This window comes from Chromobacterium violaceum ATCC 12472 (genome assembly GCF_000007705.1).
Taxonomy (GTDB): Bacteria; Pseudomonadota; Gammaproteobacteria; order Burkholderiales; family Chromobacteriaceae; genus Chromobacterium; species Chromobacterium violaceum.
This window is the reverse complement of the sequence record NC_005085.1, coordinates 1,915,981-1,939,894: the sequence shown is the minus strand read 5'-3', so window position 1 is coordinate 1,939,894 and position 23,914 is coordinate 1,915,981. Positions and strand designations below refer to the sequence as shown.

Genomic DNA, 23,914 nt, shown 5'->3' with positions numbered 1-23,914 from the left:
ACGCGGCGACAGGAGTCCGTGATGTCGATATCCTCTCTGAACAACAACCAGCCCGGGCAGGCCGGCAGCGCGCGCGCCACCCAGAGCGCCGCCTACAGCCCCCAGAACGCCCGCAATCAGCTGAACTCGGTGCTGGTGCAATCGCTGGACGTGTCCATCAGCAGCGGCAAGCAATCGCAAACGCTGCTGTTCCACGCGTCGATCACCAACATCACCCAGATCCTCAACGCCGATTTCTCCAACCAGAACGGCTCGCAGCAGGATCAGGGCAGCGCATCGCTGCAGATCAGCAGCACCCAGCTGAGCATCTCCATCCAGCAGGACGGCCAAGCCGACGACAACTCGCCGGAAGCCACGTCCAAGCGCATCCTGGACGGCGCCACCGGCATGTTCGCGCTGTACCAGCAGCAACACCCGGAGCTCAGCGCCGACGATCAGGCGAAAAACTTCGTCAACCTGATCCGCCAGGGATTCGAGCAGGGCTACGGCGAAGCCACCGACATCCTGAAGAGCCTCAAGGTGTTCAACGGCGACGTGCAGAGCGGCGTGGAAAAGACCAAGGATCTGGTGGAAAAAGGCCTGGACGCCTTCCTGCAAAACATGCTGTCCGCCGGCGCGAAGGCCTCCCCGTCCGCCGCCGTATCGGGAAACAGCCAGGCCAGCGCTAGCTGAACCCGGGGGAGGCGGCGATGGTGATGGACGACGATATCACCGTGCAACCGATACGCGGCGTGCAGCCGCGTCCGGCCGGCAGCCATGAGCCGTTCGCCGTCCCCTCCCGCGCCGGCCAGCATGGCAAACGCCCGGATGGAGAGGACAGCGCAGACATCAGCCTCAGCCAGGGCGCGCAGGCCGCGGCGCTGTTGTTCAGCGCCGCCATGGATCAGATTTCCCGCCTGGCTGAGCTGGACATCGAACCAGTGCGTCTGCCCGAAAGTGAGCTGACCGGCGACAGCCACAGCCAGCACCTGTTGCTGGGCATGGAGATCCTGATGGAGTTGTACCGCCAGCAGCATCCCGACTGGACCGCCCCGGCCATCCGGCAGGCGTTCGCGCCGCTGGCGCGCGCCGGGCTGGAGCGCGGCTACCAGGAAGCCTGCCAGGTGCTGCGCCAGCTCAATGTCTACACGCCCGCCGTCGCCGGCCAGCTGCAAGGCCTGCTCCTGCTGACCCAGCGGCTGTTCGAGGAGCGGCTGCAGATCGCCTGACCGTCCCGCCCGCTTTCCCGCAAGCCGGGAATGCAACGGGCCGCGGCGCGCGTCATCCCGAGACCCGCCCCGCCAGCCGGCTAAGAGCGGCTAACACCCCCCCTGATGCGGCGCTGCGCCGACTTGTCGTACTCAAGTACTGCCTGCGTCGGCGCGCCTTGCCTCAGCCGTGAAACTGATTTTTGCTGCCGCTTTAAGGCCTGCGCTGGTCGCGAAACAGCTTCCAGGCCAGCTCCGCCGACTCCGCATCGGCGCTCTGATGGCCCAACAAGTGCACGTAGAGCGGACCGACCCGGTGGGCAATGCTGGGCTCGACATGGCCGCCGCCGCTGATGGTCAACAGCAACACCCGCCGGGCGGCCCCGCCCTCCCCCCATTGCGTCAGCGTGGCTCGGGTGGGATCGTCGGCATTCGAATGAGGCAGCTGCGCGCTGGAATGCGGGATATCGGGCAACTGGTCCAGCCTGCGCCAGAACGACGCGCTGTCCGCCACCGCGATCACCTCGCCCCGCCCCTTGCCGCCGAACAGGCTGACCGGACCGCCCGCATAAGGCACCACCGGATCGGCGGTGCCGGCGACGATCAGCGCGGACAAAGGATGGCTAGGCGCGGCGCAGCCGCTACGGCGGGCCATCGACGCGCCGACGGTGGCGAAAGCCGCCAGACTGCCGCCCAGTTCACTGGCCAAGCGAAACGCCATCATGCCGCCGTTGGACATGCCCATTGCGTAGACGCGGGCCGGATCCGCGTCGCGTTCGGCCACCTCGCGCCGGATGATGGCGGCGATCAGGCCGACGTCGTCGGTCTGCGGACTGCTGGCGGCATCAAGCCGGCAATCGTGCCAACCCGCTTTGCCGTCGCCGCCGCGCGCGCCGTCGGGCGCGACCAGCAGCACGCCTTCGCGGTCGGCTATCTCCATCCATTGCGACAGCGGCGCCGCGCCGCTTCCCAGCCCGAGCAACTGGCGGGCGGAACCGCCATGCCCATGCAACAGGATCACCAACGGCCGCTTGCCCGCCGGCAGGGGCTGGGGCGTCACCCTCAGGTAGCCGCGCAGGCCTTCGGGCCGTCGCAACTGCGCCGACGCCACATCCGCGGCCTGCGCGGCGGCGGCCCACAGCACGGCCGCGCAAGCACAACCCATCTTCCAGTCCATCCGCCCTCCCGCGCCGCTTTGACAGCCTGCTCCAGATCCTTGCGCCGCGCTGCCAGCCACCGCAGCCGGCCGCTGAGACAGGCCCCAGCTTCGGCGTGGCCCCATCATTCGTTCTATCATCCGACCCGGCGACAGGCTAGGCGCATCCAACGACGGCGCGCCCCGCCCGGCCAACAAAAAAGCGGACCGAAGTCCGCTTTTCCATGATCCGAGCCGCCGCCTCAGTTGGCGCCGCAGCAGGCCTTGTACTTTTTGCCGCTGCCGCACGGGCACGCATCGTTGCGGCCCACCTTGTCGCCTTCGCGGCGGACGGTGGTCGGAGCCAGCTCCTTGGCGCGCCAGTAACCGAACACCGCGGCCAGCGCGTCGCTCAGCTCTTCCTTGTAGCCGTCCACTTCCTCGTCGGAGAAGGTCAGCAGGTCCTCGCCGCCTTCCTCGTCCTCGAAGGCGCCGCCCAGCACCAGCATCGGCATCATCAGGGTTTCGAAGCCTTCGTCCTCTTCCGCCACTTCGAACCAGTCGGTATCGACCAGGTCCAGCGCGTACAGATAGGCGTTCGCCCAGGGCCAGTAGTCAGGCTCGCCCTCTTCCTCGCTGTCCTCTTCCGCGTACAGGATCAGGTCCAGCTCATCGCCCGCCGCCAGCGCGGCGCGGGTGGAGTCGAACAGTTTCTGGAGCAGGGTCTTGAGCTCGGCTTCATCGGCCTGGTTTTCGAAGGCCGGCGCGTCGCCCAGCACCTCCGGCAGCCAGAAATCGGCGTCAACCGCGTCCGGACCGCTGACCAGGGCGGCGAAGAAGCCCTGCACCTCGTCCGGGCGCATGGTGCTGCCGCTGGCCGACAGCGGGGTCAGCAGGGTTTCGAGACGGGTCAGGTCTGCATCGTTGAATACGGTTGCGGTCATGATGTGATTCCTCAAGGGTGTATCTGGTCTGGCGGCATTGTAAGCCAAAAGCGCGGCGGCGGCCTCGCATTTTGACTGTCGGACTTGTCCGCGATCAGGCGGTTCGCGCGTCGTCCAGGCCCAGCTTCTCCACCATCGTCCGCCGCATCAGATACTTCTGTATCTTGCCGGTGACGGTCATCGGAAAGCTGTCGACGAACTCGATGTACCGCGGAATCTTGTAGTGGGCGATCTGCCCCTGGCAAAAAGAACGGATATCCTCCTCCGTCGCGCATTCGCCGTCGCGCAGCCGGATCCAGGCGCACAGCTCCTCGCCATAACGCGCGTCCGGCACGCCTATCACCTGCACATCCTGAATCTTGGGATGGCGGTACAGAAACTCCTCAATCTCGCGCGGGTACACGTTCTCGCCGCCGCGTATCACCATGTCCTTGACCCGGCCGACGATGTTGACCGAGCCATCCTCCCGCATCGACGCCAGATCGCCGGTATGCATCCAGCCTTCGGCGTCGATGGCGGCGCGCGTCATCGCCTCATCCTCCCAATATCCCAGCATCACCGAATAGCCGCGCACGCACAGCTCGCCGCTCTGGCCCCGCGGCACCACGCCTCCTTCGGCATCGACGATCTTGAGCTCCACATGAGGATGCGCGGAGCCCACGGTGGAAACCCTCTGCTCCAGCGGGGTATCGGTCGCGCTCTGCAGGCTGACCGGACTGGTTTCGGTCATGCCGTAGCAGATGGTCACCTCGGCCATGTGCATCCTGTCTATCACCCTCCGCATCACCTCCACCGGGCACGGGCTGCCGGCCATGATGCCGGTGCGCAGACTGGACAGATCGAATTCGGCGAAACGCGGATGGTCGAGCATGGCGATGAACATCGTCGGCACGCCATGCAGCGCGGTGCAGCGCTCCTCCTGCACCGTCTCCAGCACGGAAAGCGGGTCGAAGCCCTCTCCCGGGAACACCATGGCCGCGCCGCGGCACAGACAGCACAAGGTGCCCATCACCATGCCGAAACAGTGGTACAGCGGCACCGGAATGCACAGCCTGTCGTCCGCCTCCAGCCGCATCGCCGCGCCGACGAACCAGGCGTTGTTGAGGATGTTGCGGTGGGACAGCGTCGCGCCCTTGGGGTGGCCGGTGGTGCCGGAGGTGAACTGGATATTGGCCGCCTCGTCCGCCCGCAGCGCCGCGCCCAACGCCTGCAAGGCCGCCAGCTCGTCCGCGGACGGCTCCGCCAGCAGTTCGGAGAATGCCAGCATGCCGGGCAGGCGTTGCTGACCGATGCGCAGCACCCAGCGCAATGCCGGCAAGCGCACCGACTGCAGCTCGCCCGGCCGGCAGTCATCCAGCTCCGGCGCCAGATCGCGGATCATTGCCACGTAATCGCTGCTCTTGAAGCTGGGAGACAACACCAGCGCCCGGCACCCCACCTTGTTCAGCGCGTACTCCAGCTCGGCGCGGCGGTAGCCGGGATTGATGTTGACCAACACCAAGCCCGCTTTGGCCGCCGCGAACTGCATCAGCACCCATTCGGCGCGGTTCTGCGACCAGATGCCCACCCGGTCGCCGGCATGCAAGCCCAGCCTCAGCAAGCCGCAAGCCACGCGATCCACCAGGTCGCGCAGCTCCCTGTAACTCCATGAAATGTCCTGATGGCGGACCCGCAGCGCCAGGCGGCCGCCATGCCGTTCGCAAGCCGCGTCGAAAAAGCTGCCTATCGTACGCTCCAGCAACGGCTGATCGCAGGCGCCCTGCGCATAACTGGCGTTCGGCATCGGAATTCCCCTCATATCGCGAAAGAACAGATTGACGATTACGTAAACGTAAATCAAGCTTTCAGCAAGCTTCGTGGAAAAAACGCTACAATCGCGCCTGAAGGAAATTGTATGAGCCAAGCCGAACTATTCACCATCTCCGATCTCGCGCGCGAATTCGACGTCACCCTGCGCACCATACGCTTCTACGAAGAACAAGGCCTGATCGAACCTCAGCGCGACGGCCGCCAACGCCTGTTCACCCGCCGCGACCGCGGCAGGCTGAAGCTGATCTTGCGCGGCAAGCGCATCGGCCTGTCGCTGGCCGAGATCCGCGAAATCATAGACATGTACCAGCTGGCCCGAGACGAGGCCAGCCAGTCGCAGAAGCTGTTGGACCTGCTGCTGGCGCGGCGCCGCCAGCTGGAAGCGCAGCGGCGCGACATCGACGCGGTGCTGGATGAGATCGCTACGCTGGAAAATCATTGCCGCGACGTGATTGATAGCCAAAGCTCCGTCGCCTGATCCGCAACAATATTGCAATGGCATTTTCCATTCCGCACAATGGTCCTCTCTATGGAGGTCATTGCCATGCCCAGCCCCTACACGACCGCATTTTCCCTGCAACACCTAAGCGACGAACGCGTCGAGGATTTCTGGCGCGTCACTGACAGCGTGGCCAGAGAGCGGCGCTACCTGGCTTTTCTGGAAATTCCGCAGGCGGCCTCGGCTGAATACGCGCGCAGCCAGCTTGCCTGCCAAGCGCCGCACCTGTTGCTGCTGGATGGCAAACAGGTCGTCGGCTGGTGCGATGTCACGCCTCATCGTCTTCCCATTTATCAGCATGGCGGGACATTGGGCATGGGCTTGCTTCCCCGCTACCGCGGCATGGGCCTGGGCGGATGGCTGATGGAAAGCACCGTGCGGTTAGCCGAGCAACGCGGCTTCCGCCGCCTGGAGCTGACCGTTCACGCGGACAATCTCAACGCAATCAAACTATACCAACGGCAAGGATTTCTGCTGGAGGGCCGCAAGCGGGAAGCCGTCTGCATCGATGGCCGCCGCATAGATGTCTTGATGATGGCGCGGCTAAGCCCGCATGAGCCACGCTAAGCGCAAACTCCCTTACTTTGGCGCGGCATTCATCATGCCCCACTGCACCGCCAGCACGCTGGCCAACACCACCGCCATGCCCAGCAGCGATTGCGCGGACAACGCCTGCCCCAGCAACGCCCAACCCAGGATCACCGCGGTCAGCGGGCTGAGCAGGCCCAGCGACGACACCGCCACCGGCGACAGCCGCGCGATGCCGCGGAACCACAACAGGTAGGCCAGCAGCGCGCCGAACAGCGCCAGGTAGGCATAGCCTGCCACCTGCGTCCAGCCCAGGCTGGGCAGCGGCGGATCGATGGCCATCGCCAGCGGCAGCAGCATCAGGCCGCCCAGCGCCAGTTGCCAGCCAGTCAACGCGGTCACCGGCGCCGACAATCGCCAGCGCCGCGTCAGATAAGTGCCGCAAGCCATCGATACCGCGCCGCCGAAAGCCGCCAGCATGCCCAGGCCGTCCCAGCTCGAACCCGGCGACAGCAGCAGCGCCGCCATACCGGCCACGCCGGACAGGCTGGCCCACAAGGCCATCGCCGCCGGACGCCTGCTGTCCAGCCGCCAGGCCAGCGCCATCACCAGCAAGGGCTGACAGGCCCCCACCACGGCGGCCAGGCCGCCCGGCAAACGGTAGGCGGCGACGAACAGCAAGGCCTGGAACGCGCCGATGTTGAGCGCTGACAGGATCAACAGCCTGCCCCATTCCGATGCGCGCGGCCGCCACCCGCCCATCCACACCAGCAGCAGGCCCGCCGGCAGCACCCGCAGCAAGGCAGCGGTGAACGGACGGTCCGGCGGCAGCAATTGGGTGGTGACGATATAGGTGGAGCCCCAGATCACCGGGGTGAGCGCGGTGAGCAGCACATCCCGCCAGTGTCCGGCTTCGGTTTTCGCAGACATGGGCAATCCTCTCTTCGGGGTTTATAATCCCGATCACAGTTAACTTGAATTCAAGATAACATTTATCTCGAATTCAAGGCAAATAAATCTTGAATTCAAGACAAGGAGACGGCATGAGCGATGCCAGAGGCGGCGACGCGGTGGACCGCATACTCGAACAGTGGGCGCGCGAGCGGCCGGACCTGGATGTCAGTCCGATGGGGGTGATAGGCCGGCTCAGCCGCTGCGCCGCGCTGTTGTCGCAACGGCTGGACGAGGTGTTCGCCGAATACGGACTCAGCGGCTGGGAGTTCGACGTGCTGGCCACACTGCGCCGCGCCGGCGCGCCCTACCAGCTGGCGCCGACAGAATTGTTCTCGTCGCTGATGGTCACTTCGGGCACCATGACCCACAGGCTTAAAGTTTTGGAAGGCAAGGGCTGGATCGTGCGCGAAGCCAGCAGCCAGGACGCCCGCAGCACGCTGGTGAGATTGAGCGGGGAAGGTTTCGCCTTGGTGGAGCGCGCGCTGGAAGGCCATGTCGTCAACGAGCACGCGATATTGTCCGCGCTGCCGGCGCGCAGCGTAGACGCGCTGGAAAAACGGCTGGCCGAACTGCTGGCGGCGTTGGAGGCACCGCGCGGCTGATCCGGTTTATTTCAGATAATGGAATAATCCATTGTCCTTGACGGCGATTCAGCTTTTAACCGCCATCAGGCAAAGTCGTGGCCGTGTTCCGCTTCCGCCACAAGGAGAAAAGCATGTCCCCCGCCGACATCAAACTGTACGATTTCGCCCTGTCCGGCCACAGCCACCGCGCCCGGCTGATGCTGTCGCTGCTGGACCTGGAGTACGAAGCCGTTCCGGTCAATCTGCGCGAAGGCGAGCATAAACAGCCGGCCTTCCTCAAGCTGAACCGTTTCGGCCAGATTCCGGTGCTGGTCGATGGCGACGAGGTCATCGCCGACTCCAACGCCATCCTGGTCTACCTGGCGCGCCGCTACGGCCACGGCGACTGGCTGCCGTCCGATCCCGTCCGCGAAGCCCGCGTCCAGCGCTGGCTGTCCGCCGCCGCCGGCCCGCTGGCCTTCGGCGCCGCCCAGGCGCGGCTGCACAAATGGCGCGGCGTGCCGCTGGACTACGAACTGGCCGCCAGCCGAGCCAGGGCGCTTCTCCAGGTGATGGACGAGGAGTTGGCCGAACGCCCCTTCCTGGCCGGCGACGCCGCCACCATCGCCGACGTCGCGCTCTACACCTACACCGCGCACGCGCCGGAAGGCGACATTCCGTTGGCGCCGTATCCGCATGTCCGCGCCTGGCTGGCCCGCGTCGAGGCGCTGCCCGGCTTCGTGGCGATGCCGCCCGCCAACGCTTAAATGACAGGAACCGCGAATGTCCGACTCCCCTCCCATCCCCTGGCACTCCGGCGAACGGGAAATGCAACGCCGCGCCGGCAGCCTGGAGCACATGGCGGCGACAGGCCCACGCGTGGTGCGCGACCACATGCCGGAACAGCATCGCGACTTCTTCCGCCAACTGCCCTTCATGGTGATGGCGGCGGTGGACGAGGCCGGCAGGCCGTGGGCGGGAATCGTCGAGGGGCGCCCCGGCTTCGTCGACTCGCCCGATCCCCGCAGCCTGCGCATCGCCGCGCAGCCCAGTCCCGCCGACCCGCTGCGCGACTGCCTGCGTCCCGGCGCGGCGGTGGGCCTGCTCGGCATCGAGCTGCATACCCGCCGCCGCAACCGGATGAACGGCGAACTGACGGCGATGGACGACGGCGGCTTCGCCGTCGCCGTCGGCCAATCGTTCGGCAACTGCCCCAAGTACATCCAGCTGCGCGAGTTCGAATTCTCCCGCGAGCCGGGTCCGCGCATCCTGGGTTCGGTCGAGTGGATGGACGAGCTTGACGACGACGCGCGCGCCGCCATCGCCGCCGCCGACACCTTCTTCGTCGCCAGCGCCGTTCAAGACAGCCATGGCCGCTGGCAGGCCGACGCCTCGCACCGCGGCGGCAAGCCCGGCTTCGTCAAGATGGATGGCGACACGCTGACCATCCCCGACTTCGCCGGCAACGGCTATTTCAACACCCTGGGCAATCTGCTGCTGCAGCCGCGCGCCGGCCTGCTGTTCGTCGATTTCGCCAGCGGCGACACGCTGCAGCTGGCCGGCCGCGCCGAGGTGCCGGACACCGAGACCCCGCCGCCGTTCGCCGGCGCTGAGCGCTGGTGGACCTTTCGCGTCGAGCGCGTGGTCCGCCGCCGCAACGCCTTGGCCCTGCGCTGGACGCTGCGCGAATACTCGCCGTTCGCGCTCGCCACCGGCGCCTGGCCGCACGCCGCGCCGGAGCGGCAATGGCTGCCGCTGCGGGTGGTCCATGCCGAGGACGAGAGCGACGCCGTCCGCTCCATTTATCTTGAGCCGGCCGACGGCTCGGCCCCGCCGCCCTTCCTGCCCGGCCAGCACCTGAGCCTGAAAGTCGCGGGCGTGGACGGCGTGCGGATGCGCAACTACACGCTGTCGCAAACCGGCGGCTACCGCATCAGCGTCAAGCGCCAGGGCAAGGCGTCCGCCCGGCTGCACCAGCTGGCGCCGGGCGACATCGTCGAGGCGCTGCCGCCGCGCGGCGACTTCACGCTGGCGCGCGCCGACCGCCCGATCGCGCTGCTGGCCGGCGGCATCGGCATCACCCCGCTGCTGGCGATGCTGCACCAGCTGACGGCGCGTCCCGCCGCCATGCCGCCCACGCTGCTGGCCTACGCCACCCGCACCATCGCCGAGCGCGCGTTCGACGCCGAGCTGGAAGCGCTGCAGGCCAAGGCCGCCGGCCGGCTGCGCATCGTCAAGGCGGCGAGCCAGCCGGAAACCGGACGCCGCCTCGGCGTCGACTACCAGCATGCCGGCCATGTCGATATCGACCTGCTGCGCCGCAATGGCCTGAGCCTGGATGGGGACTTTTATCTGTGCGGCCCGGCCGGCTTCATGCAAGCGCTGTACGAACAGTTGATCGCCGCGGGCGTGGACGATAAGCGCATCCACGCCGAAGCCTTCGGCCCGGCCGGTATCCAACGGATCGGCCAGGTCGCGGGCAAGCGGCCGCCGCCGGCCGACCATGCCGTGCCGGTGCGTTTCTCGGCATCGTCAATCGACGCCGAATGGCGGCCGGGCCAGAGCCTGCTGGAGCTGGCCGAGTCCTGCGGCCTGAACCCCGACTTCAGCTGCCGCGGCGGCGCTTGCGGCAGTTGCCGCGCCGCCTTGCTGTCCGGCGAGGCGACCTATCTGCAGCCGCCGGAATACGCCGCCCGATCCGGGGAGATTCTGCTGTGCTGCGCCTACCCGGCCGAAGGCTCGGGCAAGCTGGAAATCAACCTGTAAGCCGCGGGTCGGCGCGCAGCCGCTCGGCCAGAAAATCGATGAAGCGGCGCATCCGCGTCGAGCCGTGGCGGCTTTCCGCGTGGACGATGTGGATGGGCAAGGGCTCGCTCTCGTAAGGGACGAGCACGCGCTTGAGCTTGCCGGCCGCCAGCGCTTCCGCCACCTGGTAGGACATCACCCGGGTAACGCCGAAGCCGCCGCAAGCGGCGTCTATCGCGACGTCGTTGCTGCTGACCGCCAGCCGCGGCCTGACGCGGAGGCGATGGCCGCCCCCTGGGCCGAACTTCCACTCCAGCGTCGACGACGCGGCGGTGGAGGCGATCACCGCGTGCCCGCCCAGCGCCTCCGGCGTCTCCGGCTCGCCATGGCGCGCCAGGTAATCCGGCGACGCGCACGTCACTCGCCTCACCTCTCCCACCTTGATCGCCCGCAGCGACGAATCGGGCAGATGGCCGATGCGCACCGCCGCGTCCAGCCCTTCCTCCATCAAATTCACCACGCGGTCCTGCAGCAGCGCCTCCACCTCCACCTGCGGGTATTGCCGCAGGAAATCCAGCGCCGCCGGCATCACGTACAGCCGGCCGAACAACATGGGCGCGGTCAGCCGGATCAGCCCGCGCGGCTCGGCGTTGATGCCGGCCGCCGTCTCCTCCGCCTCCTCCACCGCGGCCAGGATGCGGCGCGCGTCGTCCAGGTAGCGCGCGCCGGCCTCGGTCACCCTGACGTAACGGGTCGTCCGGTTAAGCAGGCGCACGCCCAGGTTTTCCTCCAGCGCCGCCACCGCGCGCGTCACCGCCGGCGGCGACAGCTTGAGCCTGCGCGCCGCCCCGGCGAAACCCTCTTCCTCCGCCACGGCGACGAAAACGCTCATCCAATGGAAACGATCCACTCGCTATTCCTCAAAACGGAACAATCAATTAAATAAAACAGATATTCTTCCACAATCAAGAATTTGGCAAAGTGCGCTCCATGGCGGAAACGTTCCGCCCCCACTCCAGGAGACTTGCCATGAACCGCATCGCCATCCCCGCCGCGGAAGCCATCCCCGCCGCCAGCCAGCCGCTGCTGGCCGCCGTGCAGCAACAACTGGGCATGGTGCCGAATCTGATGAAACTGCTGGCCCATAGCCCGGCCGCGCTGGAAGGCTATCTGGCGCTGAACGGCGCGCTGGGCAAGGGCAAGCTGAGCGCCGGGCTGCGTGAACGCATTGCGTTGGCGGTGGCCGAGTTCAACGGTTGCGACTACTGCCTGTCCGCCCACAGCTACCTGGCCAAGCACGTGGCCAAGCTTGGCGATGATGAAATCGCCGCCGCCCGCGATTTCGCCAGCGCCGACGCCCGCCAGGCCGCCGCGCTGCGCTTCGCGCGGCAAGTGGCGGAGCAGCGCGGCCGCGTGGAAGACGCGGAGCTGGCCGCGCTGCGCGGCGCCGGCTTCGACGAGGCGGAAACGCTGGAAATCGTGCTGACGGCGGCGTTGAACATCCTCACCAACTACGTCAATAACGCCGCCGCCACCGCAGTGGACTTTCCGCTGGTCCAGACCCGCGCGTAAGCCCGCCGTCGCCGGGGGCCGGCAGCCCCCGGCCCTTCCATGCCCATGGTCTTTTATTGCCCGCCAGGCTGCTCCATCCGTCCTCATGCCTTAAAATACTGGCAACCATTCCGTTTTCACCGATTTCCCGGCCGCCGCCGCGGCTCAATTCCCGATGATAGAAAACAACCCGAATATGTTGCTGCTGGCGGTGTTCGAGCGCGCCGCGCTGATGCTGATGGCGCTGTTCTTTCTGACCCGCGTCCGTCCGTTCCAGGATTTGCTGCGCCAGCAGAAGCACAGCCCGGCGGAGCTGGCCGGCGTCTCGCTGCTGTTCTGCCTGTTCGCCGTGTTCAGCACCTATACCGGCATTCCGGTGGACGGCTCGCTGGTCAATGTCCGCACCATCGCCATCCTGGCCGGCGGCATATTGTTCGGCCCCTGGGTGGGCATTCCGGCCGGCGTCGTCTCCGGCCTGCACCGCTACCTGATCGACATCCACGGCTACACCTCGCTGGCCTGCCTGATCTCCAGCATCTGCGCCGGCTTGCTCGCCACCGCCATCCACTACCGCGCCGGCCGCCAGCGCTTGTGGCTGTACGGCATCGCCGCCGGCGTCGCCTGCGAGAGCCTGACCATGGCGCTGATCCTGTGGTTCACCCAGCCGGCGGTCGGCCAGGCCATCGTCGGCCACATCGCCTATCCGATGATCACCGGCACGGTCTGCATCGGCCTCATCATCAAGCTGGTGCAGGATCTGGACGACGAGAAGGAACTGTTGGCGGCCCGCCAGGCCAAGCTGGCGCTGACCATCGCCAACCGCACCCTGCCCTATTTCCAGAACGTGGACCGCGACGCGCTGGTGGAAGTGTGCACCGTGATCCGCAACCACATCGGCGCCGACGCGGTGGCCATCACCGATACCCGCGACGTGCTGGCCTACGTGGGGCTGGGCAAGGACTACTACGAACCGGCCGCCCACTCCGCCATCGGCGAGATCACCCGCCGCGCGGTGGAGCAGGACCAGATCATCATCGAGAACGACCTGCGCCAGTACCGGGTGGCGGACTTCCACTCGGTGATCATCATTCCGCTGCGCGAAAACGGCCGCGTCACCGGCACGCTGAAGATCTTCTTCCGCCAGAGCGGCGGCATCACCGGCTCGCTGCGCGAGCTGGGGCTGGGCCTGTCGCAGCTGATCTCCACCCAGATGGAGGCGTCGCGCATCAAGCAGCTGCAGGAGATGGCGCGCAAGGCCGAGTTCGCCGCGCTGCAGAGCAAGATCAACCCGCACTTCCTGTTCAACGCGTTGAACGCCATCTCGTCCTTGATCCGCATCCAGCCGTCGGAGGCGCGGCAGCTGATCGCCAAGCTGGCCGACTACCTGCGCTACAACCTGTCGCTGGGCGACACCCTGATCGACATCCAGGAAGAACTGAAGCAGGTGCGCGACTACGTGGCCATAGAGCAGGCACGCTTCGGCAGCAAGCTGTCCGTCGCATTCGATATCGACGAAGTCCACGCCCGCGTGCCCAGCCTGCTGCTGCAGCCCTTGGTGGAAAACGCGATACTGCACGGCATCCAGCCGCGCAAGGAGGCGGGCGAGGTGCGCATCGCGGTGAAGAAGCTGGACGACCGCATCCGGGTATCCGTGCGCGACACCGGCTACGGCATCAGCCAGGAAGTGATGGACGGCATCGCCGAGGGCAAGGTGGAGAGCCGCAGCATCGGCCTGTCCAACGTCAACGAGCGCATCAAGCTCTTGTACGGCGAGGGCCTGCGGCTTACCCGGCTGGAGCCGGGCACCGAAGTCAGTTTCGAATTGCCGCTGGAGGAAAAAGCATGATGAAGGCGCTGATCGTCGAGGACGAATACCTGGCGCGCGAAGAGCTCGCCTACCTGATCCGCGAGCACAGCGCCATCGAGATCGCCGCCAGCGTCGAGGACGGGCTGGAAGCGTTCAAATTCCTGCAGGAAAACGACGTGGACGTGGTGTTCCTGGACATCAACATCCCGTCGATAGACGGCCTGCTGCTGGCCAAGAATCTGCACAAGACCACGCGGCCGCCGCGCATCGTCTTCGTCACCGCCTACAAGGAGTTCGCGGTGGACGCCTTCGAGCTGGAAGCCTTCGACTACATTCTCAAGCCCTATAACGAAACCCGCATCGCCAGCGTGCTGGCCAGGCTGGAAGCGCAGGAGCGGCCTGTTTCCGCGCCCGCAGCGCCGGCCGCGCCTCAGCCAGCCGAAAGCGCGCCCGTCAGCCGCACGGTGAACCTGGCCAAGGGCGACAGCATCATCGTCACCCCCTGCGACGACATCTATTACGTCGAGGCGGACGAGAAAGTCACCCTGGTCTACACCGCGCGCGACCGCTACGTGATGGCGATGAGCATCAGCGAGTTCGTGTCCCGCCTCCCAGCAGACAGCTTCTTCCGCTGCCACCGCTCCTTCTGCGTCAACATCCACAAGATCCGCGAAATCGCGCCCTGGCAGAACAGCACCTACATCATCAAGCTGTACGACCTGAAGGCGGAAATCCCGGTCAGCCGCAGCAACATCAAGGCGTTCAGGCAGCTGATGCACCTCTGATTGCAGCTCATTCCGCGCCGCCTGCATTTCATTCCCGCGCTGCGCCACCTCTATAAGCGCGGGCTTATAGTCATGCCAACAGTAATGACTTTAAGCGAGCAGCGCCATGAACGCCTCAAGCAACGCCATCCGCTACCGTACTCTGGCCGGTACCGTCCTCATCCAGTTCGCGCTGGGTTCCGTCTACACCTGGAGCCTGTTCAACGCCCAGCTGTCGCACAAGCTCTCCGAGCCGGTCAGCCAGGTGGCCTTCGCCTTCGGCCTGCTTAGTCTGGCGCTGGCGGTGGCGTCGTCGATGGCCGGCAAGCTGCAGGAACGCTTCGGCGTGCGCAAGGTCGCCATCGCCTCCGGCCTGATGCTGGGCCTGGGCTTCTACCTGACCTCGCAAGCCAACAACCTGATCATGCTCTACCTGTGCGCCGGCCTGCTGGTGGGCTTCGCCGACGGCGCCGGCTACCTGATGTCGCTGTCCAACTGCGTGAAATGGTTTCCGGAACGCAAGGGCCTGATCTCCGCCTGCGCCATCGGCGCCTACGGCCTGGGCAGCCTGGGCTTCAAGTTCATCAACCTGGCGCTGCTGTCCCATTTCAGCCTGGAAGCCACCTTCCAGCTATGGGGCCTGATCGCCATGGCCATGGTGGTGGCAGGCGCCTTGCTGATGAGCGACGCGCCCCAGCAGCCCGCCGCCGCGCAAACCGGCGGCAGCCGAGACTTCACGCTGGCCGAAGCGATGCGCCAACCGCAGTACTGGATGCTGGCGCTGATGTTCCTGACCGTGTGCATGAGCGGCCTCTATGTGATCGGCGTGGCCAAGGACATCGGCGAGAGCTTCGTCCACCTGTCGGCCGCCACCGCCGCCAACGCCGTGGCCGTGATCGCCGTCGCCAACCTGTCCGGCCGCCTGGTGCTGGGCGTGCTGTCCGACAAGATGCCGCGCATCCGCGTGATCACCCTCGCCCAGATCGCCGCGCTGGCCGGCATGCTGACCCTGCTGTTCGCGCCGCTCAACGCCGGCCTGTTCTTCGCCGCCATCGCCTGCATCGCCTTCAGCTTCGGCGGCACCATCACCGTCTACCCATCGCTGGTCAGCGACTTCTTCGGCCTGAACAACCTGACCAAGAACTACGGCGTGATCTACCTGGGCTTCGGCATCGGCAGCATCGTCGGCTCCATCGTGGCCTCGCTGTTCGGCGGCTTCCTCGCCACCTTCCACCTGATCCTGGCGCTGCTGATCGTCGCCCTGCTGTTCTCGCTGACCATCCGCCAGCCAGGCGCGGCCCAGTCCAAGCGGGAAGACTTCGACGCCGAGCCGCAGCTGGGCAAGGCCTGAGCCTCTCCCCTTCCTGCATGACAAAGCCCCCGGATTCGGGGGCTTTTCTCATGCGATGTGATAGTGACAGCTTGTTGGCTTTTCCAATTCAGGCACATGATCGTCCATGCGACCATATCCCCTTCAGCACGCGCCGGTAAAAAAGCGCCTGGCCAGGTTTTAAGACGCCGACTTGTTCGACGCCGCGCGACAGTAGCGCGCAGCTAGTTTCGGCGGCTCCTGGCTAGGCGCTTTTTTACCGGGGTTTCACGGGCTGCAGGGGCGGCCTGGGGGTGTCGGGGGGCTGGCCGCGCAGCCCCCTGACCCGCCTACCAGGCGGAATTGGTGCCAGGACATCATCACCCTGCGGCCATGGCTTAAGGGAACGCCCGGCCTGAGCCGGACTTCCGCCCTACCGCCGCGCCAGCCAGATATCCAACTGTCGGGCAAAAGCCTGCCGATCCGCCTGGCTCAAGGGCGGCGGCCCCTCGGTCTGCACGCCGCTGGCGCGCAGCGTATCCATGAAGTCCCGCATCGTCAGTTGGGCGGCGATGGTCTCCTTGGAAAAGGCGTCGCCGCGCCAGTTCAGCGCCTGCGCGCCCTTGGCCAGCGCCTCCGACGCCAGCGGAATGTCGCCGGTGATCAACAGGTCCGTCGGCTGGATGCGGCGGGCGATCTCGTTGTCGGCCACGTCGAAGCCCTTGGGCACCTGCAGCGCGCGGATATTCGGCGCCTTCGGCACCGTCAGCAGCTGGTTGGCGACGAACACCAGCTCCACGCCGGTGCGCTGCGCCGCGCGGCACAGCACTTCCCGTATCACCTTGGGACAGGCGTCGGCGTCTACCCAGATCGTCATATCGCATCTTTCTCTATCGACAGGCCGCCATGATACCCGCCCTTGTCCATGACATGAGAATCCGCTATCCTGCGCGCCCGCCAAAAATGTCAAGGAGATAGCAAATGATCAGCATCGACATAGCCGGCACCCGCTTCAATCTGCGCGCCGCCGCCATCATCGAGCATGAAGGCAAGGTCTTGCTGCACCGCCTGATCCGCGACGACTTCTGGACCTTGCCCGGCGGCCGTGTCGAACCCGATGAGGAAGCACCCAAGACAGTGGAACGGGAAATGCTTGAGGAACTGGGCGAGACGATGCGCTGCGGCAACCTGGTGATGCTGATGGAAAACTTCTTCGCCGCCGATGGCCAGCGCAACCATGAGCTGGGCCTGTATTTCCAGGCGCATCTGGCAGTCGACTCCGCGCTGCCTGGCCGCGCCGCGCCTTTCATTATCGAAGACGGCGGCGCGTGCCTGGAGTTCGACTGGTACAGCCGTGAACAGCTGGCGACGCTGCGCATTCTGCCGCTGGCGGTGAAAGACTTGCTGAGCGGCGAAGACCGCAGCCTGCGCCACGTCGTCAATCGCGAATAGGCCTCCTCGCCGATCGTGGCCTGATCATCCCGCCATATTGACGCTTACGTAAACGTAAGCGATGATGTGCTCATCAGGCGCCGCCAGCCGCGCCGCACGCCAACGAGGAGAATTCCATGTACAGCAGCCTGCGCTTCGCCTTCGGCGAGACTTACGACCTCCTGCGCGAATCGGTGCGCGACTTCGCCGAGCGCGAGATCGCCCCGCGCGCCGCCGCCATCGACCAGGACAATCTGTTCCCGGCCGATCTGTGGCGCAAGTTCGGCGAGCTGGGCTTGCTCGGCATCACCGTCAGCGAGCAGTACGGCGGTGTGGACATGGGCTACCTCGCCCACATGATCGCGATGGAAGAAATCAGCCGCGCCAGCGCCTCGGTGGGCCTGTCCTACGGCGCGCACTCCAATCTCTGCGTCAACCAGATCTACAAGAACGGCAACGACGCCCAGCGCAGCCGTTACCTGCCCAAGCTGATCACCGGCGAACACGTCGGGGCGCTGGCGATGTCCGAGCCCAACGCCGGCTCCGACGTGGTCAGCATGAAGCTCAGGGCCGACAAGACCGACGGCGGCTACCTGCTCAACGGCAGCAAGATGTGGATCACCAACGGCGGCGATGCCGACACGCTGGTGGTTTACGCCAAGACCGACGTCAACGCCGGCCCCAAGGGCATCACCGCCTTCATCATTGAAAAAAGCTTCGCCGGCTTCAGCCACGGCAGCAAGCTGGACAAGCTGGGCATGCGCGGCTCCAACACCTACCCCATCTTCTTCGACAACTGTTTCGTGCCGGACGAAAACGTGCTGGGCGGCGAAGGCAACGGCGTGAAAGTGCTGATGAGCGGCCTGGACTACGAGCGCTCGGTGCTGGCGGCCGGCCCCCTGGGCATCATGCAGGCCAGCCTGGACATCGTCGTGCCCTACCTGAACGAGCGCAGCCAGTTCGGCCAGCCGATAGGCGACTTCCAGCTGATGCAGGGCAAGCTGGCCGACATGTACGTCAAGCTGTCCGCCAGCCGCGCCTACGTCTACGCCGTCGGCCAGGCGCTGGACCGAGGCGAGACCGGCCGCCAGACCCGCAAGGACGCCGCCGGCGCCATCCTGTACGCGGCAGAGAACGCCACCCAGCTGGCGCTGGACGCCATCCAGTGCCTGGGCGGCAACGGCTACATCAACGAATACGCCACCGGCCGCCTGTTGCGCGACGCCAAGCTGTATGAGATCGGCGCCGGCACCAGCGAGATCCGCCGCTGGCTCATCGGCCGCGAACTGATGGCCGAAACCAGGTAGTCGCGGCGGATAAAGGGGCCGATGCCGCGTTGCGCCGCCTGGCCGTACGATTTGTACTGTCTGCGGCGGCGCGCCTTGCCTCGGTCCCTTTCTCCACCACGCTCCGGCTTATCTCAGCAAAGCTAGAAGAAACCCGAACATGACCGACGCCGAACGCATCGTCCAGGCCCAGCTGGACGCCTACAACGCCCGCAACCTGGACGCCTTCGCCGCCTGCTACGCCGACAACGTCAAGGTCTACCGCCTGCCGGCCATGGCGCTGAGCCTGTCCGGCCGCGCCGCGCTGGCCGAGCACTACGCCGCCAAGCGCTTCAACCTGCCCAAGCTGCACGCCGCGCTGCTGCACCGCATCGTCCACGGCAGCCGCGTCATCGATCATGAGGACGTGACGCTGGACGGCGAAAGCCGTTTTCGCGCCGTCGCCATCTACGACATCAACGCCGACGGCCTGATCGCCGCCGTCTGGTTCGTCGACGCCGAATGACAAGGTAAACCACATGCCCATCCTCGAATCCAAGCTGTCGCCGCGCGCCGCGAACTTCGTCGCCAACGCCGACAAGATGCGCGCGCTGGTCGACGATCTGAAAGACAAGGTCGCCCAGGCCGCGCTGGGCGGCGGCGAGAAAGCCCGCGCCAAGCACACCGCGCGCGGCAAGCTGCTGCCGCGCGAGCGCATCGACCTATTGCTCGACCCCGGCGCGCCGTTCCTCGAGCTGTCCCAGCTGGCCGCCTACGGCATGTATGGCGGCGACGCGCCCGGCGCCGGCATGATAGCCGGCATCGGCCGCATCAGCGGCGTCGACTGCCTGATCATCGCCAACGACGCCACCGTCAAGGGCGGCACCTATTACCCGATGACGGTGAAAAAGCATTTGCGCGCGCAGGAGATCGCCCGCGACAACCGCTTGCCCTGCGTCTACCTGGTGGACTCCGGCGGCGCCTTCCTGCCGCTGCAGGACGAGGTGTTCCCGGACAAGGAGCACTTCGGCCGCATCTTCTACAACCAGGCCAATCTGTCCGCCGCCGGCATTCCGCAGATCGCGGTGGTGATGGGCAGCTGCACCGCCGGCGGCGCCTACGTGCCGGCGATGAGCGACGAGACCGTCATCGTCAAGGAACAGGGCACCATCTTCCTCGGCGGCCCGCCGCTGGTGAAGGCCGCCACCGGCGAAGTAGTCAGCGCCGAGGAACTGGGCGGCGGCGATGTGCACACAAAAATCTCCGGCGTGGCCGACCACCTGGCCCAAACGGACGCCCACGCGCTGGCCATCGCCCGCCGCATCGTGTCGGACCTGAACTGGAAGAAACAGGGCGAGCTGGACCGCGCCGAGCCCAAGCCGCCGCGCTACGCCGCGGAGGAAATCTACGGCGTGATCCCGGCCGATCCGAAAAAACCGTTCGACGTGCGCGAAATCATCGCCCGGCTGGTGGACGATTCGGACTTTGACGAATTCAAGCAAAACTACGGGACCACACTGGTAACCGGCTTCGCCCGTTTGAACGGCTACCGCGTCGGCATCCTGGCCAATAACGGCATCCTGTTCAGCGAATCGGCGCTGAAGGGCGCGCACTTCGTCGAACTGTGCTGCCAGCGCGGCATTCCGCTGATCTTCCTGCAGAACATCACCGGCTTCATGGTGGGCAAGAAGTATGAGAACGGCGGCATCGCCAAGGACGGCGCCAAGCTGGTGACGGCGGTGGCCTGCGCCAAGGTGCCCAAGTTCACCGTGCTGATAGGCGGCAGCTTCGGCGCCGGCAACTACGGCATGTGCGGCCGCGCCTACTCGCCGCGTTTCCTGTGGATGTGGCCGAACAGCCGCATCTCGGTGATGGGCGGCGAACAGGCCGCCGGCGTGCTGGCCCAGGTGAAAAAGGAACAGCTGGGCGACGCCTTCACGCCAGAGCAGGAAGAAGCGCTGAAAGCCCCGGTGCGCCAGCAATACGAAGAGCAGGGCCACCCCTACTACGCCAGCGCCCGTTTGTGGGACGACGGCGTGATCGACCCGGCCCAGACCCGCGACGTGTTGGCGCTGGCGCTGGAGGCCGCGCTGTCCGCCCCGGTTGAAGCCACGCGCTTCGGCGTGTTCCGGATGTGAGGAGCGGATGATGAGCTACACCACGCTGCAAATCGAGCAAACCGGCAAGGTGGCCACCGTCTGGCTGAACCGGCCGGAGCTGCACAACGCGCTGAACGAGGTGCTGATCGCCGAGCTGACCGAGGCGATGCGCCAGCTGAACCGCAACGAGGCCGTTCGCGTCATCGTGCTGGCCGGCCGCGGCAAGAGCTTCTGCGCCGGCGCCGACCTGGACTGGATGCGTCGCGCCGCCGGCTACAGCGAGGCGGAAAACCTGGCCGACGCGCAAAAGCTGGCCGCCATGCTGAAGGGCATCTACCGCAGCGCCAAGCCGGTGATCGCCCGCATCCACGGCGCGGCGATGGCCGGCGGCACCGGCCTGGCCGCGGTCTGCGACGTCGCCATCGCCACCGACGCCGCCAAATTCGCGCTGACCGAGGTGCGGCTGGGCCTGGTCCCCGCCACCATCGGCCCCTACGTCGCCGACGCCATCGGCCCGCGCCAGGCCCGGCGCTACTTCCTGTCCGCCGAGCGCATCACCGCCGGCACCGCGCTGAAGCTGGGCCTGATCCACGAACTGGTCAGCGAGGAACTGCTGGACGCGCGCGTGGCCGAGATCGCCGAGGAGCTGGCCAAGGGCGCGCCCGGCGCCTTGCGCGAGGCCAAGCTGCTGCTGGCCGAGCTGCGCGAAGGCTCGCCCTGGGACGACCAGCTGCTGGAGCGCACCGCCGGCCGCATCGCCTCCATCCGCGCCGGCGACGAGGCCCGCGAGGGGCTGGCTTCGTTCTTCGACAAACGCGCGCCGAAATGGCAGGAATAACAAGGATAACGCCATGTTCAACAAGATCCTGATCGCCAACAGGGGTGAGATAGCCTGCCGCGTCATCAAGACCGCCAAGGCCCTGGGCATCGCCACCGTCGCGGTTTATTCGGACGCCGACGCGAACGCCCGCTTCGTCAAGCTGGCCGACGAGGCCTACCGCCTCGGCCCGGCGCCGGCCGCCGAATCCTATCTGCGCGCCGACCTGATCCTGGCCATCGCCAGACAAAGCGGCGCCCAGGCGGTGCATCCCGGCTACGGCTTCCTGTCGGAGAACGAAGATTTCGCCGCCGCATGCGAAGCCGCCGGCATCGCCTTCATCGGCCCGCCGGCCTCGGCCATCGCGGCGATGGGCAGCAAATCCGCCGCCAAGGCGCTGATGGAGAAGGCCGGCGTGCCGCTGGTGCCCGGCTACCATGGCGACGAACAGGATCCGGCGCTGCTGCAACAGCAGGCCGACGCCATCGGCTACCCGGTGCTGATCAAGGCCAGCGCCGGCGGCGGCGGCAAGGGCATGCGCATCGTCGAGCAGGCCGGCGACTTTTCCGCCGCCCTCGCCTCCTGCCAGCGCGAAGCGCGCGCCAGCTTCGGCGACGACAAGGTGCTGGTCGAGAAATACCTGACCCGCCCGCGCCACGTGGAGATCCAGGTCTTCGCCGACAAGCTGGGCGGCTGCGTCTACCTGTTCGAACGCGACTGTTCGGTACAGCGTCGCCACCAGAAAGTGCTGGAAGAAGCCCCAGCCCCCCACCTGCCGCAGGCCACCCGCGAGGCGATGGGCCAGGCGGCGGTGGCCGCCGCGCGCGCGGTGGGCTATGTCGGCGCCGGCACCGTCGAGTTCATCATGGACGTGGACACCGGCAAGTTCTACTTCATGGAAATGAACACCCGGCTGCAGGTGGAACACCCGGTGACCGAGATGATCACCGGCCAGGACCTGGTGGCTTGGCAGTTGGCCGTCGCCGCCGGCGGCGCGCTGCCGCTGGCTCAGGAACAGTTGGCGATGCGCGGCCACGCGATAGAGGCCCGCATCTACGCCGAAGACCCCGACAAGGGCTTTCTGCCGTCCACCGGCACGCTGGCCCACCTGGCGACGCCGGCCGAATCCGCCCACGTGCGCATCGATACCGGCGTCGAGCAGGGCGACGCCATCTCGCCGTTCTACGATCCGATGATCGCCAAGCTGATCGTCTGGGGCGAGACCCGCGAGGCCGCGCTCAGGCAGATGGATGCCGCGCTGGCGCAGTACCGGATCGTGGGCCTGTCCAGCAATGTGTCCTTCCTGCGCCGCATCGTGAACCATCCCAGCTTCGCCAGCGGCCAGGTCGACACCGGCCTGATCGCCCGCCACCACGACGCGCTGCTGCCGCCGCCCGCCGCGCCGACCGCCAGGCAGCTGGCCTTGCTGGCGCTGGCCGAAGCCCTGGCGCATCCAGCCGCCTACCCCGCGCCCGCCGGCTGGCGGCTGAACGGGCGGCTGACGCGCCGCTTCGCCTTCCAGCGCGACGATGAAGACTACGGCGTGGAACTCCAATACCAGGACGACGGCTGCGTCGTCCGCGTCGGTACGGAAAGCTTCCACGCTCGCGCCAGCCTTGCCGGCAACCAGCTGGAAGCGGTGCTCAATGGCCTTCGCGTCAAGGCCGTCATCGTCCGCCACGGCGCGCGGCGCGCGCTGTTCGAAGGCGGAGAGCGGCTGAGCGTCGACTTCGTCGATCCCTACGCCTACACCGAGCTGGGCGTGCACGGCGAAACCCACCTCAAGGCGCCGATGCCGGGCCGGGTGGTGGCGCTGCTGGCGGAAATCGGCAAAAAGGTGGCCAAAGGCTCGCCGCTGCTGATCCTGGAGGCGATGAAAATGGAGCACACCATCACCGCGCCGGGCGACGGCGTGGTGCAGGACTTTTACTTCGCGGCAGGCGAACAGGTTAACGATGGTGACGAGCTGGTCGATTTTGCCGCAGAATGACGAAGTCATTACCATAGCAACCAAAGGCAAGGATATGCATATCGCCCTGGAAAACATCCAGCAACTGCGCCGGCGCGGGGAGCACGAGGCCGCGCGCCGCCAGGCGCTGGAGCTGCTGCAACACCAGCCCCAGCATGCCGACCTGCACTACCTCGCCGCCTGCATCCACGACAGCCTGGGCCTGGAAGCGGAAGCCATTCCCCATTACCAGCAGGCGCTGGAGCTGGGCTTGAGCGGCGACACCGCGGCCGAAGCCTGGCTGGGACTGGGCAGCAGCCATCGCGCGCTGGGCCGCTTCGACGAAGCCGAAACCGCGCTGCGGGAGGGCGTGCAGCGGTTTCCCGAACACCATGCGCTGCGCACTTTTCTGGCAATGGCGCTGTACAACCGCGGCCAGCACAAGGAAGCCACGCAGAGCCTGCTCGCGCTGCTGGCCGACGGCAGCGCCGACAACGGCATCCGCGCCTACCGCCGCGCCATCCGCTTCTATGCGGAAGACCTGGACCGAACCTGGTAA

Annotated in this window: 24 protein-coding genes; 18 read left to right on the top strand and 6 right to left on the bottom strand. The window is 66.6% G+C overall.

The features are described 5' to 3' along the window. Positions 1-21: 21 nt before the first annotated feature. Both CV_RS08740 and CV_RS08735 read left to right on the top strand, forming a co-directional pair. Positions 22-672: a DUF5610 domain-containing protein gene (locus tag CV_RS08740; RefSeq protein ID WP_011135336.1), complete on the top strand. Its 651-nt coding sequence runs from the start codon at positions 22-24 to the stop codon at positions 670-672. A gap of 23 nt (positions 673-695) precedes the next feature. After that, the gene (locus CV_RS08735; protein ID WP_147296188.1) at positions 696-1,208 is read left to right on the top strand and encodes a DUF5610 domain-containing protein; all 513 of its coding nucleotides are present in this window, start codon (positions 696-698) and stop codon (positions 1,206-1,208) included. A 193-nt stretch (positions 1,209-1,401) separates the two neighbouring features. Here CV_RS08735 and CV_RS08730 read toward each other — a convergent pair whose 3' ends face one another. From CV_RS08730 to CV_RS08720, 3 genes are all read right to left on the bottom strand, one after another. Then, positions 1,402-2,364, bottom strand: coding sequence for an alpha/beta hydrolase family esterase (locus tag CV_RS08730; protein WP_158303308.1), 963 nt, complete (start codon positions 2,362-2,364; stop codon positions 1,402-1,404). A 221-nt stretch (positions 2,365-2,585) separates the two neighbouring features. Beyond that, positions 2,586-3,266, bottom strand: coding sequence for a YecA family protein (locus tag CV_RS08725; protein WP_043595884.1), 681 nt, complete (start codon positions 3,264-3,266; stop codon positions 2,586-2,588). Positions 3,267-3,360: 94 nt separating this feature from the next. After that, positions 3,361-5,049 (bottom strand): AMP-binding protein, encoded by a 1,689-nt coding sequence (locus tag CV_RS08720; RefSeq protein ID WP_011135332.1) that lies wholly within the window; start codon positions 5,047-5,049, stop codon positions 3,361-3,363. 111 nt (positions 5,050-5,160) lie between these two features. Between CV_RS08720 and CV_RS08715 the strand changes: the two genes are divergently transcribed. Together CV_RS08715 and CV_RS08710 are read left to right on the top strand one after the other, a co-directional pair. Next, a complete protein-coding gene (locus tag CV_RS08715) occupies positions 5,161-5,553 on the top strand; it encodes a MerR family transcriptional regulator (RefSeq protein WP_011135331.1) in 393 nt (130 codons plus the stop codon). A gap of 66 nt (positions 5,554-5,619) precedes the next feature. After that, the gene (locus tag CV_RS08710; RefSeq protein ID WP_011135330.1) at positions 5,620-6,141 is read left to right on the top strand and encodes a GNAT family N-acetyltransferase; all 522 of its coding nucleotides are present in this window, start codon (positions 5,620-5,622) and stop codon (positions 6,139-6,141) included. A gap of 12 nt (positions 6,142-6,153) precedes the next feature. Here the strand turns inward: CV_RS08710 and CV_RS08705 are convergent, their stop codons facing one another. Continuing rightward, positions 6,154-7,032 (bottom strand): EamA family transporter, encoded by an 879-nt coding sequence (locus CV_RS08705; protein WP_011135329.1) that lies wholly within the window; start codon positions 7,030-7,032, stop codon positions 6,154-6,156. A gap of 113 nt (positions 7,033-7,145) precedes the next feature. Between CV_RS08705 and CV_RS08700 the strand changes: the two genes are divergently transcribed. From CV_RS08700 to CV_RS08690, 3 genes are all read left to right on the top strand, one after another. Further along, entirely contained in the window at positions 7,146-7,658 is a 513-nt protein-coding gene (locus tag CV_RS08700; protein ID WP_011135328.1) for a MarR family winged helix-turn-helix transcriptional regulator, read from the top strand. Between the two features lie 113 nt (positions 7,659-7,771). Beyond that, complete coding sequence (locus CV_RS08695) at positions 7,772-8,386, top strand: glutathione S-transferase family protein (RefSeq protein ID WP_011135327.1); 615 nt, start codon at positions 7,772-7,774, stop codon at positions 8,384-8,386. A 16-nt stretch (positions 8,387-8,402) separates the two neighbouring features. After that, entirely contained in the window at positions 8,403-10,385 is a 1,983-nt protein-coding gene (locus tag CV_RS08690) for a pyridoxamine 5'-phosphate oxidase family protein (RefSeq protein WP_011135326.1), read from the top strand. On the opposite strand, the gene CV_RS08685 is transcribed toward CV_RS08690, so the two are convergent. Next, entirely contained in the window at positions 10,375-11,274 is a 900-nt protein-coding gene (locus CV_RS08685; RefSeq protein WP_011135325.1) for a LysR family transcriptional regulator, read from the bottom strand. The two genes, CV_RS08690 and CV_RS08685, sit on opposite strands and share 11 nt — an antisense overlap. Positions 11,275-11,393: 119 nt before the next feature. Between CV_RS08685 and CV_RS08680 the strand changes: the two genes are divergently transcribed. From CV_RS08680 to CV_RS08665, 4 genes are all read left to right on the top strand, one after another. Then, the gene (locus CV_RS08680; RefSeq protein WP_011135324.1) at positions 11,394-11,936 is read left to right on the top strand and encodes a carboxymuconolactone decarboxylase family protein; all 543 of its coding nucleotides are present in this window, start codon (positions 11,394-11,396) and stop codon (positions 11,934-11,936) included. 154 nt (positions 11,937-12,090) lie between these two features. Then, a complete protein-coding gene (locus tag CV_RS08675; protein WP_011135323.1) occupies positions 12,091-13,761 on the top strand; it encodes a sensor histidine kinase in 1,671 nt (556 codons plus the stop codon). Further along, entirely contained in the window at positions 13,758-14,507 is a 750-nt protein-coding gene (locus CV_RS08670) for a LytR/AlgR family response regulator transcription factor (RefSeq protein WP_043595881.1), read from the top strand. The genes CV_RS08675 and CV_RS08670 overlap by 4 nt, the downstream gene beginning before the upstream one ends. Before the next feature lie 106 nt (positions 14,508-14,613). Continuing rightward, positions 14,614-15,837 (top strand): L-lactate MFS transporter, encoded by a 1,224-nt coding sequence (locus CV_RS08665; protein WP_011135321.1) that lies wholly within the window; start codon positions 14,614-14,616, stop codon positions 15,835-15,837. Positions 15,838-16,228: 391 nt separating this feature from the next. Here CV_RS08665 and CV_RS08660 read toward each other — a convergent pair whose 3' ends face one another. Further along, positions 16,229-16,672, bottom strand: coding sequence for a YaiI/YqxD family protein (locus tag CV_RS08660; protein ID WP_011135320.1), 444 nt, complete (start codon positions 16,670-16,672; stop codon positions 16,229-16,231). 104 nt (positions 16,673-16,776) lie between these two features. Between CV_RS08660 and CV_RS08655 the strand changes: the two genes are divergently transcribed. The 7 genes from CV_RS08655 to CV_RS08625 all read left to right on the top strand — a co-directional run bounded on the left by CV_RS08655 (position 16,777) and on the right by CV_RS08625 (position 23,914). Then, the gene (locus CV_RS08655; RefSeq protein WP_043595879.1) at positions 16,777-17,247 is read left to right on the top strand and encodes an NUDIX hydrolase; all 471 of its coding nucleotides are present in this window, start codon (positions 16,777-16,779) and stop codon (positions 17,245-17,247) included. Between the two features lie 116 nt (positions 17,248-17,363). Next, positions 17,364-18,533: an isovaleryl-CoA dehydrogenase gene (locus CV_RS08650; protein WP_011135318.1), complete on the top strand. Its 1,170-nt coding sequence runs from the start codon at positions 17,364-17,366 to the stop codon at positions 18,531-18,533. Positions 18,534-18,672: 139 nt separating this feature from the next. Then, entirely contained in the window at positions 18,673-19,017 is a 345-nt protein-coding gene (locus CV_RS08645; protein ID WP_011135317.1) for a nuclear transport factor 2 family protein, read from the top strand. A gap of 13 nt (positions 19,018-19,030) precedes the next feature. Next, positions 19,031-20,629, top strand: coding sequence for a carboxyl transferase domain-containing protein (locus CV_RS08640; protein WP_011135316.1), 1,599 nt, complete (start codon positions 19,031-19,033; stop codon positions 20,627-20,629). Between the two features lie 7 nt (positions 20,630-20,636). Continuing rightward, positions 20,637-21,428 (top strand): enoyl-CoA hydratase/isomerase family protein, encoded by a 792-nt coding sequence (locus CV_RS08635; RefSeq protein ID WP_227590076.1) that lies wholly within the window; start codon positions 20,637-20,639, stop codon positions 21,426-21,428. Positions 21,429-21,441: 13 nt separating this feature from the next. Next, complete coding sequence (locus CV_RS08630; RefSeq protein ID WP_011135314.1) at positions 21,442-23,397, top strand: acetyl/propionyl/methylcrotonyl-CoA carboxylase subunit alpha; 1,956 nt, start codon at positions 21,442-21,444, stop codon at positions 23,395-23,397. Positions 23,398-23,431: 34 nt separating this feature from the next. Beyond that, on the top strand, positions 23,432-23,914 hold the full coding sequence (locus CV_RS08625; protein WP_011135313.1) for a tetratricopeptide repeat protein: 483 nt from the start codon (positions 23,432-23,434) through the stop codon (positions 23,912-23,914).